The following is a 15,828-nucleotide window of genomic DNA, read 5'->3' on the forward strand; positions in this document are numbered from 1 at the left end:
TCCCTACTGGGTCCGGGACAGGTCGGTCTCGATCTCGGTGACCGCCCGCAGCAGCGCGGGCAGCAGCTCGTCGCGGGCCTGCTCGCGGGTGACCCGGCTGACGTGCGAGGAGACGTTGACGGCGGCGACCACGACGCCGTGCCGGTTGCGGACCGGGGCGGCGATCGAGCGCAGGCCGTGCTCGAGCTCCTGGTCCACGAGCGCGTAGCCCTGCTCGCGGGTCTCGTGGACCAGGGCCCGCAGGTCCTCGACGGTGCCGACCGTGTGCTCGGTGAACGGCTCGAGCTCCAGGGCCGCGAGGTGCGCCTCCAGGGCCTCGTCGTCCAGGCCGGCCAGCAGCACCCGCCCCATCGAGGTGGCGTACGCCGGGAAGCGGGTGCCGACGTTGATGGCGACGGTCATGATCCGCGAGGTCGGGACCCGGGCGACGTACACGATCTCGTGGCCGTCGAGCACCGACATCGAGGAGGACTCGCGCACCTCGCGGACCAGCCGCTCGAGGTGCGGCTCGGCGATCCCCGGCAGGGACAGCGCCGAGAGGTAGGCGTAGCCCAGGGTCAGCACCCGCGGGGTGAGCCGGAACAGCTTGCCGTCCTGCCGGACGTGCCCGAGGTCGACCAGCGTGAGCAGGAACCGGCGGGCGGCGGCCCGGGTCAGGCCGGTCGCGCGGGCCACGTCGCTGAGGCTGAGCTCGGGGGTCTCCGGGCCGAACGCGGTGATCACCGAGAGGCCGCGGGCCAGGGACTGCACGTAGTGGCTCTCCCGCTCGGTCACGCCGGCCCTCCTCACGGTCCGTGGGCGGGGCGGACGGACCCACCCCGCGGACGAATGTGCGCCATGTTAACGCAAGTTCGCATCACGCACACGCACGCCCACCCGGCGGCTCTGGCGGTCGCCGACCCGCCGACCCGGCGCGTCTGGCGGCCCCGCGCACGCTGACCCGGCGACCGTGGCGGGCCTGTGGACGACCGGCGACGCGAGCGGGCCGACCTCACGACCCTGGTGGGATGACCGACCGCGTCCTCCACCTCCCGCTGCTCGACGGCTCGTTCCCGCTGCCGGTCGACCGGCCCTTCACCTTCGGCCAGGCCGTCGCCGCGGGAGTCTCCCGGCACCGGCTCCGGCGGCTCGAGGAGGAGGCGCTGGTCCGCCGCGTCCTCAAGGGCGTGTACGTCGCGGCGCAGGTGCCCGACTCCCTCACGCTGCGGACGCGCGCGCTGCGCCTGGTGGTGCCCCGCGACGCGGTGGTGACCGACTGGACGGCGTGCTGGTTCCACACCGGGGTGCTCCGCGCCGGGCAGCACGTCGAGGTCCCGCCGCTCAGCGTGTTCCGGCCGGCCGGGCACGACCGGCTCCGCAACACGCTCTGCGCGAGCGGCGAGCGCGGCTTCGCGCTCGGCGACCTGACCCACGTGGGGGGTCTGCGGGTCACGACGCCGCTCCGCACGGCGTGGGACCTGGGCAGGCTGGCGCACCGCGACCGGGCCATCGGCGCCCTGGACGCGCTGCTGCGGCACGGCTCGTTCACCCGCGGCGAGCTCGTCGCCGGGGTCGAACGCTTCACGGGCATGCGCGGTGTCGTCCAGCTGCGGGCCCTGGCGCCGCTCGCCGACGCCCGCGCGGAGTCACCCGGCGAGTCGACGCTGCGCCTGCGCTGGCTGGACCTCCCGAGCCTGCCGCCGCCCACCCCGCAGGTCTCGATCACGGTCGGGGCGGTCGAGGTGTACCGCGTCGACCTCGGCGTGCCCGAGCTCCGCTACGGCTGCGAGTACGACGGGGAGGAGTTCCACGGCGCGGCGCACGAGGCGCACGACCTGCGCCGGCGCGCGGACCTGCGCGGCCGGTTCGGGTGGGACGTGGACGCGGTCCGGAAGCGGGACGTCTCCGGCCCCACGCGCGACGTCGAGCGCGTGCTGGTCGAGGGGATCCGTCGGGCTCGTCGGGCGGGCGGCGGGTCGACGTACCTCGGGTGAGGCGGCAGAGGCGCCGGCTCGGCGGGGTTCGGGCCGCCAGACGCGCCGGGTCGGCGGGTTCGGGCCGCCAGACGCGCCGGGTCGGCGGGGTTCGGGCCGCCAGACGCGCCGGGTCGGCGGGTCAGGGGCGGCCGCGGCGGGAGCTGAGGTAGTCGGCGACGACGTACTCCCCCAGCCGCGACAGGTCGGGCGTGAACACCCGGCCGGCGGCCCGGCGGGCCATCGCGTCGACGAACCGCCGCAGGCCCGGGTCGTCGCCGAGCATGAAGAAGTTGATCGCCGCACCGAACCGGGTGAGCTCGTCGACCTGGCCGACGGTCGCGCGCAGCGCCTCCTGCGTGGTCGGCCAGTGGAACTCCGGGTTGCCGTCGGCGCGGATGTGCGCGGTCGGCTCGCCGTCGGTGACCACCAGCACCACCGGCTCGGCGTCCGGGTGCCGGCGCAGGTGCCGCTGGGCGAGCATCAGCGCGTGCTGCAGGTTGGTGCCCTGCCGCCACTCCGGCTCCACGTCGGCGAGCTGCAGCGGGGTGAGCCGCCGGGCGGTCAGGTCGAAGCCGATGATCTCCAGCGCGTCCTGCCGGAAGCGCGTCTCGACGAGGTGCGAGAGCGCCAGCGCGGTCTGCTTCATCGGCCCCCAGCGGCCCTCGGTCACCATCGAGAACGAGAGGTCCACGCAGACCGCCACCGCCGCCGCCGTACGTCGCTCGGTCTCGACCACCTCGAAGTCCTCGACGAGCAGCCGCCCGGGGATGCCCGCGCCGCGCCGCAGGGCGTTCGAGACCGTCCGGACGGCGTCGATGGGCAGCTCGTCGCCGAACACCCAGGGCCGGGTGGTGCCGACGAGCTCGTCGGCCGACCCGGTCCGGTGGTCCTGGTGGTCCCCCGCGCCGGACGCGTCGATCTGGGCGAACACCCGCTTCAGGGCGCTCTCCCCCAGCCGTCGCACGGCACGCGGGGTCAGCTTGAGGCCGTCGTCGCTGCGCTGCACGAAGCCCTGCCGCTCGAGCTCCTGCTCCAGCTCGCGCAACGCCTCGAAGTCGGTGGCGGCCCCGGCACCGAGGTGCTTCTCCAGGGTCTCCACGTCGACGTCGTCGAGGGTCGCGCCGGCACCGGTCTGGCCGAGCGCCTGCTCGAGGGCCTCGAGGTCGGCGAGCTCGGCGACCGCCTCGACGGCGTCGCTGTACCCCATCGGCTCGCCGCCCTCGCGCATGTTCACCGGCCCGCGGTCCAGACCGGGCCGCAGCGCGCGGAGGTTGTCGGAGAGCTGCGCCATCTGCGAGGCCAGGTCGGCGTCGGCCATCGCGTCGCTCATCAGCTGGCCGAGCTGCTCGCGCTGCTCCGGGGAGAGCGAGGCCAGCATCCGGTCGGCGGCGGCCTGCCGGCGGGCCAGCGCGTCGATCAGCTCGTCGACGTTCTCGGGGTTCTCCGGGAACAGCTCGCCGTGCTTGTCCATGAAGTCGCGGAACCGGTCCTCGGTGTCCTCCCCGCGCGCGTGCGCGGCCAGCAGCCCGTTGAGGTCGGCGAGCATGTCCTTGACGGCCTGCATCGCCTCGGGGTCGGGGTCCTCGAGCGCCTGCTTCAGCCCGGCGAACTGCGCGTCGAGCACCTCCCGCTGGAGCATCTGCTGGATCGACTCGTACGTCGCCCGGGCCTCCTCCGAGTGCCAGTCGTACGTCGCCAGCGCGCGCACCGCGCCGGCCGCGTCGTCGGGGAGCGTCGCGAGCTCCATCTCGGCCCAGCGTGCGTCGTCGTCGTCCTCTCCGGCGAGGGTGTCGCGCTCCTGGGCCAGGGCCTGGTCGAGCGCGGCCCGCACCTGGTCGAGCGTGCCGCCGAGGTCGCCGCGCCGGCGGGCCGCCTCGCGCATCCGCCGGACTTTCGCGGCGAGCTCGTCGAGGCCCCGGTTGCCGTCGAAGCCGCGTCGGAGCAGGTCGGACAGGGCGTCGCGCATCGAGCCGCCCGCGAGCACGTCGCGGCCCAGCTCGTCGAGGGCCGCCCGGACGTCGTACGGGGGCGCGAGCGGGTCGGGACCGTCGTGCCAGGGGCCGTAGCGGAACCGGCTCATCCGGGGTCCCCCCGGCGTTGTCCGGTGGAGCAGTGAAGCGGGGGGAGCCGGGGAACGGCGTGGGGTGTTCATCAGACCCCGTAGACCGAGCGCCCGGCCACGGACTCCTTGTCGATCCGCCGGGTCAGGTGCAGGCCCTCCAGCACGAACTCGATCGCCGCGGCCACCTCGCCGGGCGACGCGTCGTCGCCGTGCCCGAGCCGGTCGAGCACCTTGGACAGGCCGGGCACCGTGCCGACCTGCTCCAGGAGGTCGCCGGCCGGCACCAGCTCGCCGGTCTCGACGGTGCCGCCCTCGGCGAACAGCCCGGTGAAGCCCGATACGTCGAGGCCGACCAGCCGGGCCCGGAACGTCTCGGCGACGGCCACCCGCAGCAGGTGCTGGACGACCTCGCCCTCGCGGCCCTCCTCGCCCATCTCGAACTCGATCTTGCCCAGCAGCGTGGGCACCACGGTGGGCACGTCGCACACGCGCGCCACCGCGAGGCCCTCGCCGGACCGGGCGCCGCGGCGCAGCGCGGAGGCGGCGACCCCCTCGGCCGCGGCGATCGCGAACCGGGCGCTGACCCCGGATCGGTGGTCGACCGCCGGCGACTCGCGCAGCCCGCGGGTGAGCCGGGCGACGACCTCGAGCAGGTGCTCGGGGACGTCGGAGACGAGCTTCGCCTCCTGGGCGATCAGCGCGACCTCCTCCTCGACCTCGCGGGGGTAGTGCGTGCGCAGCTCGGCGCCGAAGCGGTCCTTGAGCGGGGTGATGATCCGCCCGCGGTTGGTGTAGTCCTCGGGGTTCGCCGACGCCACCAGGAGCACGTCGATCGGCAGCCGCAGGGAGTACCCGCGGACCTGGATGTCGCGCTCCTCGAGCACGTTGAACATCGCGACCTGGATGCGCTCGGCGAGGTCGGGGAGCTCGTTGATGCCGAAGACGCCCCGGTTCGTGCGGGGCAGCAGGCCGTAGTGCACGGTCTCGGGGTCCCCGAGCGTGCGGCCCTCGGCCACCTTGACCGGGTCCACGTCGCCGACCAGGTCGCCGACCGACGTGTCCGGGGTGGCGAGCTTCTCGACGTACCGCTCGTCGCGGTGCTTCCACGCGACCGGCAGGTCGTCGCCCACCTCGGCGGCGAGGCGCCGGCAGCGGGAGCAGACCGGCGCCATCGGGTCGTCGTTGATCTCGCAGCCCGCGACGACCGGGGTCCACTCGTCGAGGAGCCGGCTGATCGTGCGCATCAGCCGGGTCTTGCCCTGGCCGCGCTCGCCGAGCAGGACCAGGTCGTGGCCGGCCAGCAGGGCGCTCTCGAGCTGCGGCAGCACCGTGTCGTCGAAGCCGACGATGCCGGGGAACGCGGTCTCGCCGCTGCGCAGCCGGTCGAGGAGGTTCTCGCGGATCTCGGTCTTCACCGACCGGGAGCGGTAGGAGGTGTCACGAAGGGCACCCAACGTCGTGGGTTGGCTCATGGTCCGAGCCTAGGACGTCGGCTGAAACGGCTCAGGTCGCGGAGGTTTCCCACTCGTAACGCACGCCGGTGAGGTCCTCGCTGACCGTCCAGAGCTTGCCGGCCAGCGACTCGTCGGAGGCGAGCCGGCCCAGCCGGGCCGGGCCGGGTCGCCCGCGCGACTCGCGGAGCGTCTGCGGGCCGGTGTAGGAGCCCGGAGTGGCGGCCGTGGCGGCGTACAGCGTCGGCAGCGCGCCCGCCTTCGGGGACTGGAACGCGATCTTGAGGAACAGCGGCGCGAGCAGCTTGACGCCCGGGAGGGCGCCGAGCCCCTGCTCGCTGGTGACCAGCCGGGTGGAGGCGACCCCGGGGTGCGCCGCCGTCGAGGTCAGCGCGGCCCCGGCCAGCGACGCCCGCCGCTGCAGCTCCAGCGCGAAGAGCAGGTTGGCCAGCTTGGAGTTGCCGTAGCCCGCGGCCGGGTTGTAGCGCTCGGGCGGGTTGCCCTCGACCACGTCGGTGCGGCCCTGGTGGTGCGCGATCGAGGAGACCGTCACCACCCGGGGCTCCGGGGCGGCCAGCAGCGCCGGCAGCAGCCGCCCGGTCAGCGCGAAGTGACCGAGGTGGTTCGTGCCGAACTGCAGCTCGAACCCGTCCTCGGTCGCCTGGTAGCGCGGCGGCGCCATCAGCCCGGCGTTGTTCACCAGCAGCCCGAGCGGGCCGTCCCAGGCCTCGGCGAACTCCTGCACCGAGGCCAGGGACGCCAGGTCCAGCCGGGCCACGCGTACGGCGCCGGTGGCGCCCTCCCGCATCGTGGCCGCGGCCGCCTCACCCTTGTCGAGGTTGCGGACCGCGAGCGTCACGTCGGCGCCGTGCCGGGCCAGCTCGGCGGCCGTGTGCCAGCCGATGCCCGAGTTGGCACCGGTGACCACGGCCGTCGTGCCGACCAGCGACGGGATGTCGGCGGGGCTCCACGCGTAGGCAGACATGTCCCGACCCTACGAGCGGGGCTTGCGCAGCACGACGACGGACCGGTCGGCCACCTCGAACTCCAGACCCGGCAGCAGCGGCGCCGCGTCGTCGAAGAACGAGACGCTGCCCGCGGCGTCGTCGTTGGTGTCGAGCACCACGACCCAGCCCTCGCCGTACACCTCGTTGGGGATGGTGAACGGCATCGCCTTGTCGCTGGCGTTCATCGCGATCAGGAACGAGTCGTCGACGACCGGCTCCCCGCGACGCCCCGGCTCCGGGATGCCGTCGCCGTTGAGGAACACCATGAGCGCCTTGGACTCGTCGTCGCTCCAGTCGTCGGGCTCCATGTGGGTGCCGCCCGGGGTGAACCAGACCAGGTCGGCGACCCCGTCGCCGGCACGGGTCACCTCGCCGGCGAAGAACCGCCGGCGCCGGAACACCGGGTGGTCGTTGCGCAGCTTGACCACCCGCCGGCTGAAGGCGAGCAGCTCCTTCTGCCAGTCCTCGAGGTCCCAATTCATCCACGACAGCTCGTTGTCCTGCGCGTAGACGTTGTTGTTGCCCTGCTGGGTGCGGCCGAGCTCGTCGCCGTGCAGCAGCATCGGCACGCCCTGGGACAGCATCAGCGTGACCAGGAAGTTGCGCTGCTGGCGGGCCCGGAGGGCCAGCACGTGCTCGTCGTCGGTGGGTCCCTCGACACCGCCGTTCCACGAGCGGTTGTGGCTCTCGCCGTCGTTGTTGCCCTCGCCGTTGGCGTCGTTGTGCTTCTCGTTGTAGGACACCAGGTCGCGGATCGTGAAGCCGTCGTGCGCGGTCACGAAGTTCACCGACGCGATCGGCTTGCGGCCGGAGTGCTCGTAGAGGTCGGAGGAGCCGGACAGCCGGGAGGCGAAGTCCCCCATGCTGCCGGGCTCGCCGCGCCAGTAGTCGCGGACGGTGTCGCGGTACTTCCCGTTCCACTCGGTCCACAGCGGCGGGAAGTTGCCCACCTGGTAGCCGCCCTCGCCGATGTCCCAGGGCTCCGCGATCAGCTTCACCTGGCTGACCACCGGGTCCTGCTGCACGAGGTCGAAGAAGGCCGACAGCCGGTCGACCTCGTGGAACTGGCGGGCCAGCGACGACGCGAGGTCGAAGCGGAAGCCGTCCACGTGCATCTCGGTGACCCAGTAGCGCAGCGAGTCCATGATCAGCTGCAGCACGTGGGGGTGCTTCATCAGCAGCGTGTTCCCGGTGCCGGTGGTGTCGTAGTAGTGCTGCTTGTCCTCGTCGACCAGGCGGTAGTAGGCCGCGTTGTCGATGCCGCGGAAGGACAGCGTCGGCCCGAGGTGGTTGCCCTCGGCGGTGTGGTTGTAGACCACGTCGAGGATCACCTCGATGTCCGCCTCGTGCAGCGACTTGACCATCGACTTGAACTCCTGGACCTGCTGGCCGCGCTGGCCGGTCGCGGAGTACGCGTTGTGCGGGGCGAAGAAGCCGATCGTGTTGTAGCCCCAGTAGTTCGCGAGGCCCTGGTCCACCAGCGTGGTGTCCTGGACGAACTGGTGCACCGGCATCAGCTCGATCGCGGTGACGCCGAGCTCCTTGAGGTGGTCGATGATCGCCGGGTGCGCGAGACCGGCGTACGTCCCGCGGATCTCCTCGGGGACGTCCGGGTGGGTCATCGTCAGGCCCTTGACGTGCGCCTCGTAGATGACGGTCTCGTGGTACTCGTGCTCCGGACCGCGGTCGCTGCCCCAGTCGAAGAACGGGTTGATGACGACCGACAGCATGTTGTGCCCGAGGCTGTCCTTGTCGTTGAACGACTTGGTCTTGTTGAACTTGTAGGAGAACAGCGACTCGTCGCCGTCCATCTGCCCGTCCACCGCCTTGGCGTAGGGGTCGAGCAGCAGCTTCGCCGGGTTGCAGCGGTGGCCGTTCTCGGGATCGAACGGCCCGTGCACCCGGTAGCCGTAGCGCTGCCCCGGCTGGACGCCGGGCAGGTAGGCGTGGTGCACGAACGCGTCGGTCTCGACCATCTCCACGCGGGTCTCGGCCCCGTCCTCGTCGATCAGGCAGAGCTCGACGGTGTCGGCGACCTCGCTGAAGAGCGCGAAGTTGACTCCTGCCCCGTCGTACGTCGCACCCAACGGGTACGGGCGTCCTGGCCAGATCTGCATGCAGCTCCCTCTCGCGATGATGGTTCCCGGACCGCCGTCGGACGGCGGGGGGTGCTTCCCGGTGCCCCAGAAACCTACCTGCCTCACATGTCGGGCCGATGTCGGGCGGAGAACGACGGAATCCGCACTTTTTCGGCGGCCTCCCGCGTGGAAGCATGGGTCCATGGCCATTGCGACGACTGACCCCAGGACCGGACAGGTCCTCACCACCTTCGACGAGCTCACCGACGACCAGCTCGAGGACCGGCTGGCGCGCGCCGCTGCGGCCGCCGACTCCTACCGGCTGACCACCCACGAGCAGCGTGCCGGGTGGCTGCGGAGCGCCGCCGACATCCTCGACAAGCGCACCGAGGAGGTCGCCGAGCTGATGACGCTCGAGATGGGCAAGACCAAGAAGGCGTCGGTCGCCGAGATCGGCAAGTGCGCGGCGGTGCTGCGCTACTACGCCGACAACGCGGCCGGCTTCCTGGCCGACGAGGAGGTCGACGCGGCGAGCGTGAACGCCTCCAAGGCCTACGCCCACTACCTGCCGATCGGGGTGGTGCTGGCGATCATGCCGTGGAACTTCCCGCTCTGGCAGGCGATGCGGTTCGCGGCCCCGGCGCTGGCCGCCGGCAACGTCGGGCTGCTCAAGCACGCCAGCAACGTGCCGCAGACCGCGCTGTTCATGGAGGAGCTGTTCCGCGACGCGGGCTTCCCCGACGACGCGTTCCAGACCCTGCTGATCGGCAGCGGCAAGGTCGACGCCGTGCTCCGCGACGACCGGGTCGCCGCCGCGACGCTGACCGGCAGCGAGGCCGCCGGGGTCGCCGTCGCGCGGACCGCCGGCGAGGTGCTCAAGAAGGTCGTCCTCGAGCTCGGCGGGTCCGACCCGTTCGTGGTGATGCCGTCGGCCGACCTGGCCGCCGCGGCGAAGGTCGCCACCACCTCGCGCTGCCAGAACAACGGCCAGTCCTGCATCTCGGCCAAGCGGTTCATCGTGCACACCGACGTGTACGACGAGTTCGTGGAGCTGTTCGCCAAGGAGATGGCCGCGCTCGTCGTCGGCGACCCGATGGAGGACGGCACCGACGTGGGGCCGCTGGCCAACGAGCAGGGCCGCGAGGACGTCGAGGCGCTGGTCAAGGACGCCGTCGACAAGGGCGCGACCGTGCTGGTCGGCGGCGAGCGCCCGGACCGGGACGGCTGGTGGTTCCCGCCCACGCTGGTCGCCGACGTCACCGAGGAGATGGACATGTACCTCGAGGAGGTCTTCGGCCCGGTCGCCCAGGTGCACCGCGCCACCGACATCGAGGACGCGGTCCGGATCGCCAACGTGACCCGCTTCGGGCTCGGCTCCAACGCCTGGACCAACGACCCCGAGGAGCAGGCGGTGTTCGTCCGCGACCTCGCCGCCGGCCAGACCTTCATCAACGGGATGGTCGCGTCGTTCCCGGCGCTCCCGTTCGGCGGCGTCAAGGCCTCCGGTCACGGGCGCGAGCTGGCCGCGCACGGCATCCGCGAGTTCACCAACATCAAGACGGTCTGGGTCGGCAAGTAGACCCGCGCGGCGTGCGGGCGGGTCGGCCGGTCAGGACCGCCGGTCGATCAGCCCGCGCACGTAGGCGGCCTGCCCGGCGTGCTGGGTGGTGTCGTTGAGCACGCTCATCAGCCGGACGCCCAGCGTGACCGGCGGGTCCCAGCGCTCGTCGACGACCCGCTCGTAGTCCTCGTCGGCCAGCGTCGCGACGTAGTCGACGGTCGCGCTGTGCACCGCGTCCTGGTAGCCGGCGAGCAGCTCGGCGGTCGTGCGCAGCTGCCCCACCTCGTCCGGGCCGTGCCCGTAGCCGGTCGCCCCGACGTCGTACGGCAGCCGGAAGCGCTCGACCCAGCCGCCGACCGTCCACAGCTGCTCGGAGCCGGCGACGTCCGCGACGTGGTCGTCCTGGACCCGGGTGAGGTGCCAGACCAGCCAGGCGACGGAGTTCGCGTCCCGGTCGGGGCGGTAGCCGAGCCGGTCCGGGTCGAGACCGCCGACGACCTGTTCCACGGTCTCCCGCACCCGGTCGAACCCGTCGGCGAGCAGCACGTTCGCAGTTCCCATGCCCGCGACGCTACCCCCGATAGTCCGTGACGAACCTGCTGTCCCAGGAGCCCTGCGACGACAAGTACGTCACGGACTATCGGGGGGTCAGGTGCGGGGGCCGCCGGCGACGTACAGGACCTGGCCGCTGACGAAGCCGGACCTCGGCGAGCAGAAGAACGACACCGCGTCCGCGACGTCCTCGGGGCGGCCGGGCCGGCGCACCGGGATGCCGGCGACCCGGGCGGCGCTGAACTCCTCGAAGGTCTGGCCGACCCGCTCGGCGGTCGCCCGGGTCATCTCGGTGACGATGAAGCCCGGCGCCACCGCGTTGCAGGTGACGCCGTACCGGCCGAGCTCGTGCGCGACCGTCTTGGTGAAGCCCTGCAGGCCGGCCTTGGCGGCGGCGTAGTTGGCCTGGCCGCGGTTGCCGAGCGCGGAGGTCGAGGAGAGGTTCACCACCCGCCCGTACGACGCCGCCGTCATGTGCTTCTGCGCGGCGCGGGTCATCAGGAAGGTGCCGCGCAGGTGCACCTGCATCACCGTGTCCCAGTCGTCGGCCGACATCTTGAACAGCAGGTTGTCGCGCAGCACCCCGGCGTTGTTGACCAGCACCGTCGGCGCGCCGAGCCGCTCGCGACCTCGCCGACGACCCGGTCCACCGCCGCCTCGTCGCTGACGTCCGCGCCGAACGCCGCGGCCGGGACGCCGCGGTCGGCCAGCCGGTCGGCGGTGCCCCGCGCGGCGGGCTCGTCGATGTCGAGGCAGGCGACCGCCATCCCGTCGGCGCCGAGCCGCTCGGCGATCGCGGCGCCGATGCCGCGGCCGGCCCCCGTGACGATCGCGACGACCTGGGCGGGCGGGGGGTACGTGGCGTCAGCAGTCTCAGCAGTCATGGGGGGTCTTTCTACCGGCCGAGCCGGGCGCGACCGGCGTCGGTGACCACCCGGTCCTGCTTGTCGGTGGCGAGCAGCTGCGGCTCGGCGGTGTAGAGCCGGGCCAGCTGGGCGCGCTCGAGCCCGACCGACCGGGCGATCTGGTGCACCTCGAGCTTGTGCATCCGGCCGCCGGGGGCGTCGGCCACGGCCTGCAGCAGCGCGACCACCGGGTCGTCGGCGGCGACGACAGGCGGCTCGCCCTCGACGCCCTGCCAGGTGCGCTTGGGGAAGCGGTGGAGGTACTCCTGCTCCAGCTCGAGCATCCGCCGGGTGTGGGTGTCGAACTGCGCGGCGCTGCCGTGCAGGAACACCCAGTTGCGGCTGTCGTGCAGCTGCTTGCCCTGGGTCTCGAGCTCCTCGTCGGTGAGCTCGGCGGCCGGCCGGCCGGTGGGCACCTCAGTCATCCTCAACCTCCTGGGAGTGGTCGGCCGTGAGGCCGCTGTAGACGGCGGTGGCGTTGCCCCCGAGGACGGCGGCCACGGTCGCCTCGTCCAGCCCGAGACCGGCCACCGCGCGGGCGTTCTGCGCGGTGCCCGGCACGCCCGGCCAGTCGGTGGCGAAGATCCACCTGCGGGCCAGCCGGGCCAGGTCGAAGTTGCGGTAGTACTCCGGCAGCCGCTTGGGCGGCAGGCCGGACAGCTCGATCCAGACCGTCGGGTTGGACAGCGCCATGAACGCGGCCGCGTCGTACCACCAGCCGCGCCCGCCGTGCGCGAGCACCACGTCCAGGGTCGGGAAGTCCCGCACCACCGGCAGGAGGTACGCCGGGTCGGCGAGCTCGTTCATCGAGCCGGGGAAGGTGCTGGTGCCGCAGTGCACGACCAGGGGGACGCCGCGCTCGGCGAGCACCTGGTAGGCCGGGTAGAGCATCGCGTCGTCGCAGCGGAAGCCGCCGTGCACCGGGTGCAGCTTGAGCGCCGCCGCGCCGAGGTCGAGCTGGCGCCGTACCTCGTCGCCGATCGGGAAGTGCAGGTGCGGGTTGACGTTGGCGACCGGCCGGAAGCGCACGGGGTTGTGCTCGACGATCGGCAGCAGGTCGTCGAAGCGCTGGTAGCCGGTGGCCTTCGGGGAGTACTCGCAGAACAACAGCGCGTGGTCGACGCCCTGCTCCTCGAAGAGCGTGTCGAGCCGGTCCGGGCGGGGCACGCCGTCGGCGTCCCAGAGGTCCTCGAGGATGCCGTCGGGCCCGAAGTCGCGGGCCCAGTCGAGCCAGGCGGGCGCCAGCGAGCCGAGCACCGGCACGTGCACGTGCGCGTCGACGAGCAGGTGGCCGTCGAGGGTCATGACCAGGCCTGCACCAGCGGGGTGTCGGCGCCGAGCTCGCCGACCTTGCGGGCGCCGCCCGGCGCGCCGAGCGGCTCGTCGCGGCCGGGCAGCACCTCGGTGAAGAACGCCCGGTTGTCCTCGACGAACGCCTCGTCGCCCTCGGCGACCCGGCGGTCCTGGCTGATCGCCTCGACCGGGCAGACCGGCTCGCAGGCGCCGCAGTCGATGCACTCCTTGGGGTTGATGTAGCTCTTGCGGTCCCCCTCGTAGATGCAGTCGACCGGGCACTCCTCGACGCAGGACTTGTCGTTCACGTCGATGCAGGCGCTGGCGATGACGTAGGGCACGGGCTTCTCCGGTCTCGGTCTCGGGGGTCAGGCGGGGACGGGTACGTCGTGGGGCAGGTCGGTGGAGTGCCCGGGGAACACCGGGGCGTCGGGGTCGAGGTGCACGGCGGCGTTGTTCACGGCGGTCGCGACCTCGCCGAAGCCGACGGAGATCAGCCGGACCTTGCCGTCGTACTCGGTGATGTCGCCGGCAGCGAAGACGCCCGGCAGGTTGGTGCGCATGGCCGAGTCGACCACGAGGTGCCGGTTGTCGCGCAGCTCGACACCCCAGTCGCGCATCGGTCCGAGGTTCGCGGTGAACCCCAGCGCCGCGACGGCCCGCTGGCACGGCACGACGAGCGGGTCCTCGCCCTTGACGGTGATCTCGGCCTGCTCCAGGAGGTCGCCCCCCCGCGAGCCCGGTCACCTGCGCGTTGACGATCATCCGTACGTCGGAGGCGCGGACCTGCTCGACGCTGGCGCTGTGTGCGCGGAACGCCTCGCGCCGGTGCACCAGCGTGACGCTGGACGCGAGCGGCTCGAGCATCAGCGCCCAGTCCAGGGCGCTGTCGCCCCCGCCGACCACGACCACGTCGCGGCCGACGTACTCCTGGCTGCTGGGCACGAAGTACTCCAGCCCGCGGCCGAGGAACTCCTCGCCGGCCGGGAGCGGCCGCGGCGTGAAGGTGCCGATGCCGCCGGTGACGACCAGCGCGCCGCAGGTGACCTCGGTGCCCGCGCTGGTGGTGACGTGCAGCCGGCCGTCGGCGAGGGTGCGCAGCTGCTGGGCCTCCTGGCCGAGGAGGTACGTCGGACCCTGCGCGGCGGCCTGCGCGACGAGCCCGCGGACCAGGTCGCGCCCGGAGATCGCCGGGAAGCCGGCCACGTCGTAGATCTGCTTCTCGGGGTACATCGCGGTGACCTGGCCGCCGACCTCGGACAGCGAGTCGACGACGGCGACGGACAGCCCGCGGACGCCCGCGTAGTAGGCGCCGTAGAGCCCCACCGGTCCGGCCCCCACGATCAGCAGGTCGACCTCGCGCGTGCTCACGGGGCCACCTCGAGCTCGTCGGTCTGCGCCGGCGCCGGCTCGGCGGCGGGGTCGCCGCCGACGAGGTCGCGGACCTTGAAGCGCTGGAGCTTGCCGGTGGCGGTCTTCGGCAGGTCGCTGACGAACACCACCTTGCGGGGCGCCTTGAAGTGCGCCAGCCCGTCGCGGCACCAGGCGACCAGGTCGGCCTCGTGCAGGTCGGTCCCGGGTGCCACCACCACGACCGCGATCGGCTTGTCGAGGCCGTCGGCGTCGGGCACCCCGACCACCGCCGCCTCGCGCACCTCCGGGTGCTCCAGCAGCCGGCTCTCCACCTCGCCGGGCGAGACCCAGATGCCGCCGGCCTTGAGCATGTCGCTGTTGCGGCCCAGGCAGGTGTAGTAGCCCTCCGCGTTGCGGACGTAGGTGTCGCCGGTGACCAGCCACTCGCCCTGGAACACCTGACGGGAGGCGTCCGTGCGGTGCCAGTAGCCGAGCGCGATGGACTCGCCGCGCACGTGCAGCGCCCCGGGTTCGTCGTCGGGGACCAGCCGGCCCGCGGCGTCGCGGACCTCGACGTCGTAGCCCGGGACGGGCCGGCCGGTCGTGCCCGGACGGATGTCTCCAGGCCGGTTGGACAAGAAGATGTGCAGCGCCTCCGTCGAGCCGATGCCGTCGAGGATCTCCACCCCGAACCGGTCGGTGAAGCGGCGCTGCAGCGGGGCCGGCAGCGGCTCCCCCGCCGAGGCGCACATCCGCACCGACGAGAACGCCTCGGCCGGCACGTCGCTGGCGGTCAGCGCGGCGTAGAACGTGGGCACCCCGAAGAACAGCGTCGGCCGGGCGCCCTCCAGCCGCTCGCGTACGACGTCCGGGCTCGGCCGACGGGGCTCCAGGACGGTCGAGGCGCCCACCGAGAGCGGGAAGAACACCGTGTTGCCGATGCCGTAGGCGAAGAACATCTTGGCGACCGAGAACGTGGTGTCGTCGGGGGTGATGGCCAGCACCTGGGCGCCGTACGTCTCGCAGACGTGCCGGATGTTGGCGTGCCGGTGCATCGCCGCCTTGGGCAGCCCGGTCGTGCCGGAGGTGTAGAGCCACAGCGCCCACGAGTCGTCGACGGTCGGGGCGATGCTGCCGTCGCCGTCGCGCCCGAGCGCCGTCAGCTCGGCCCACGAGTGCCCGGCGACCCGGTCCGGCAGCACCAGGCGTCCCTCCCCCGCCAGCACGGCGTGCTCCACGTCCGGCGCGGCGGCGACCGCCTCGCCGACGGCGCCGGCGAACTCCGGGGTGGCCAGCACGACCCGCGCGCCGGAGTCGGCCATGATCTTGCCGAGCTCCGCGCCGGTGAACATCGTGGAGACCGGCACCGCGACCAGCCCGGCCCGGAACGCGCCCAGGATCCCGGTGAGCATCGGGACCTCGTCGCTCATCACCAGCATCACCCGGTCGTCGCGGCGCAGGCCGAGCCCGCGCAGGCCGGCGGCGGCGACCGCGGTGCGCTCGTCCAGGTCGGCGTAGGTCAGCGTCTCCGACGCGATCACCGCCGTGCGGTCGCCGGACCCGCTGGTGACGTGCCGGGAGACGAGGTACTCCGCCGCGTTGAACCCCATC

13 protein-coding genes and 2 pseudogenes are annotated in these 15,828 nt (G+C 72.9%); 2 read left to right on the forward strand and 13 right to left on the reverse strand.

Features of this window, described 5'->3' with window-relative positions; all coding sequences use genetic code 11:
* Positions 1-3 precede the first annotated feature (3 nt).
* Positions 4-774: an IclR family transcriptional regulator domain-containing protein gene (locus KRR39_RS16165; RefSeq protein WP_216938524.1), complete on the reverse strand. Its 771-nt coding sequence runs from the start codon at positions 772-774 to the stop codon at positions 4-6.
* Between the two features lie 233 nt (positions 775-1,007).
* Here KRR39_RS16165 and KRR39_RS16170 point away from each other — a divergent pair, with 233 nt between their 5' ends.
* A complete protein-coding gene (locus tag KRR39_RS16170; protein ID WP_216938526.1) occupies positions 1,008-1,973 on the forward strand; it encodes a type IV toxin-antitoxin system AbiEi family antitoxin domain-containing protein in 966 nt (321 codons plus the stop codon).
* A gap of 121 nt (positions 1,974-2,094) precedes the next feature.
* Here KRR39_RS16170 and KRR39_RS16175 read toward each other — a convergent pair whose 3' ends face one another.
* The 4 genes from KRR39_RS16175 to glgX form a co-directional block, all read right to left on the reverse strand.
* A complete protein-coding gene (locus KRR39_RS16175; RefSeq protein WP_216938528.1) occupies positions 2,095-4,035 on the reverse strand; it encodes a VWA domain-containing protein in 1,941 nt (646 codons plus the stop codon).
* Between the two features lie 71 nt (positions 4,036-4,106).
* The gene (locus KRR39_RS16180) at positions 4,107-5,489 is read right to left on the reverse strand and encodes a sigma 54-interacting transcriptional regulator (RefSeq protein ID WP_216938530.1); all 1,383 of its coding nucleotides are present in this window, start codon (positions 5,487-5,489) and stop codon (positions 4,107-4,109) included.
* A 31-nt stretch (positions 5,490-5,520) separates the two neighbouring features.
* Positions 5,521-6,453 carry an oxidoreductase gene (locus tag KRR39_RS16185; RefSeq protein ID WP_216938532.1) on the reverse strand — a complete coding sequence of 311 codons (933 nt, stop codon included), beginning with the start codon at positions 6,451-6,453 and terminating at the stop codon, positions 5,521-5,523.
* Between the two features lie 9 nt (positions 6,454-6,462).
* Positions 6,463-8,592: a glycogen debranching protein GlgX gene (gene glgX / locus KRR39_RS16190; RefSeq protein ID WP_216938534.1), complete on the reverse strand. Its 2,130-nt coding sequence runs from the start codon at positions 8,590-8,592 to the stop codon at positions 6,463-6,465.
* 163 nt (positions 8,593-8,755) lie between these two features.
* On the opposite strand from glgX, the gene KRR39_RS16195 reads away from it, so the two are divergent.
* The gene (locus KRR39_RS16195) at positions 8,756-10,132 is read left to right on the forward strand and encodes an NADP-dependent succinic semialdehyde dehydrogenase (RefSeq protein WP_216938537.1); all 1,377 of its coding nucleotides are present in this window, start codon (positions 8,756-8,758) and stop codon (positions 10,130-10,132) included.
* Between the two features lie 30 nt (positions 10,133-10,162).
* On the opposite strand, the gene KRR39_RS16200 is transcribed toward KRR39_RS16195, so the two are convergent.
* From KRR39_RS16200 to KRR39_RS16230, 8 genes and pseudogenes are all read right to left on the reverse strand, one after another.
* Positions 10,163-10,675 (reverse strand): mycothiol transferase, encoded by a 513-nt coding sequence (locus tag KRR39_RS16200; RefSeq protein ID WP_216938539.1) that lies wholly within the window; start codon positions 10,673-10,675, stop codon positions 10,163-10,165.
* 87 nt (positions 10,676-10,762) lie between these two features.
* A pseudogene (locus tag KRR39_RS16205) lies at positions 10,763-11,550 on the reverse strand (SDR family oxidoreductase).
* A gap of 11 nt (positions 11,551-11,561) precedes the next feature.
* A complete protein-coding gene (locus tag KRR39_RS16210) occupies positions 11,562-11,996 on the reverse strand; it encodes a DUF6158 family protein (protein ID WP_216938547.1) in 435 nt (144 codons plus the stop codon).
* A complete protein-coding gene (locus KRR39_RS16215) occupies positions 11,989-12,876 on the reverse strand; it encodes an amidohydrolase family protein (protein ID WP_216938549.1) in 888 nt (295 codons plus the stop codon). Before KRR39_RS16215 ends, KRR39_RS16210 begins: the two co-directional genes overlap by 8 nt.
* Positions 12,873-13,205, reverse strand: coding sequence for a ferredoxin (fdxA, locus tag KRR39_RS16220; RefSeq protein WP_216938550.1), 333 nt, complete (start codon positions 13,203-13,205; stop codon positions 12,873-12,875). The genes KRR39_RS16215 and fdxA overlap by 4 nt, the downstream gene beginning before the upstream one ends.
* Before the next feature lie 27 nt (positions 13,206-13,232).
* The gene (locus KRR39_RS25020; protein WP_254185189.1) at positions 13,233-13,538 is read right to left on the reverse strand and encodes an NAD(P)/FAD-dependent oxidoreductase; all 306 of its coding nucleotides are present in this window, start codon (positions 13,536-13,538) and stop codon (positions 13,233-13,235) included.
* A 115-nt stretch (positions 13,539-13,653) separates the two neighbouring features.
* Positions 13,654-14,235 (reverse strand): annotated as a pseudogene (locus KRR39_RS25025) (NAD(P)/FAD-dependent oxidoreductase); the annotation flags it as partial.
* On the reverse strand, positions 14,232-15,827 hold the full coding sequence (locus tag KRR39_RS16230) for a benzoate-CoA ligase family protein (protein ID WP_254185750.1): 1,596 nt from the start codon (positions 15,825-15,827) through the stop codon (positions 14,232-14,234). The gene KRR39_RS16230 and the pseudogene KRR39_RS25025, both read right to left, overlap by 4 nt.
* Between the last annotated feature and the right edge of the window lies 1 nt (position 15,828).

Source organism: Nocardioides panacis, from assembly GCF_019039255.1.
Taxonomy (GTDB): domain Bacteria; phylum Actinomycetota; class Actinomycetes; order Propionibacteriales; family Nocardioidaceae; genus Nocardioides_B; species Nocardioides_B panacis.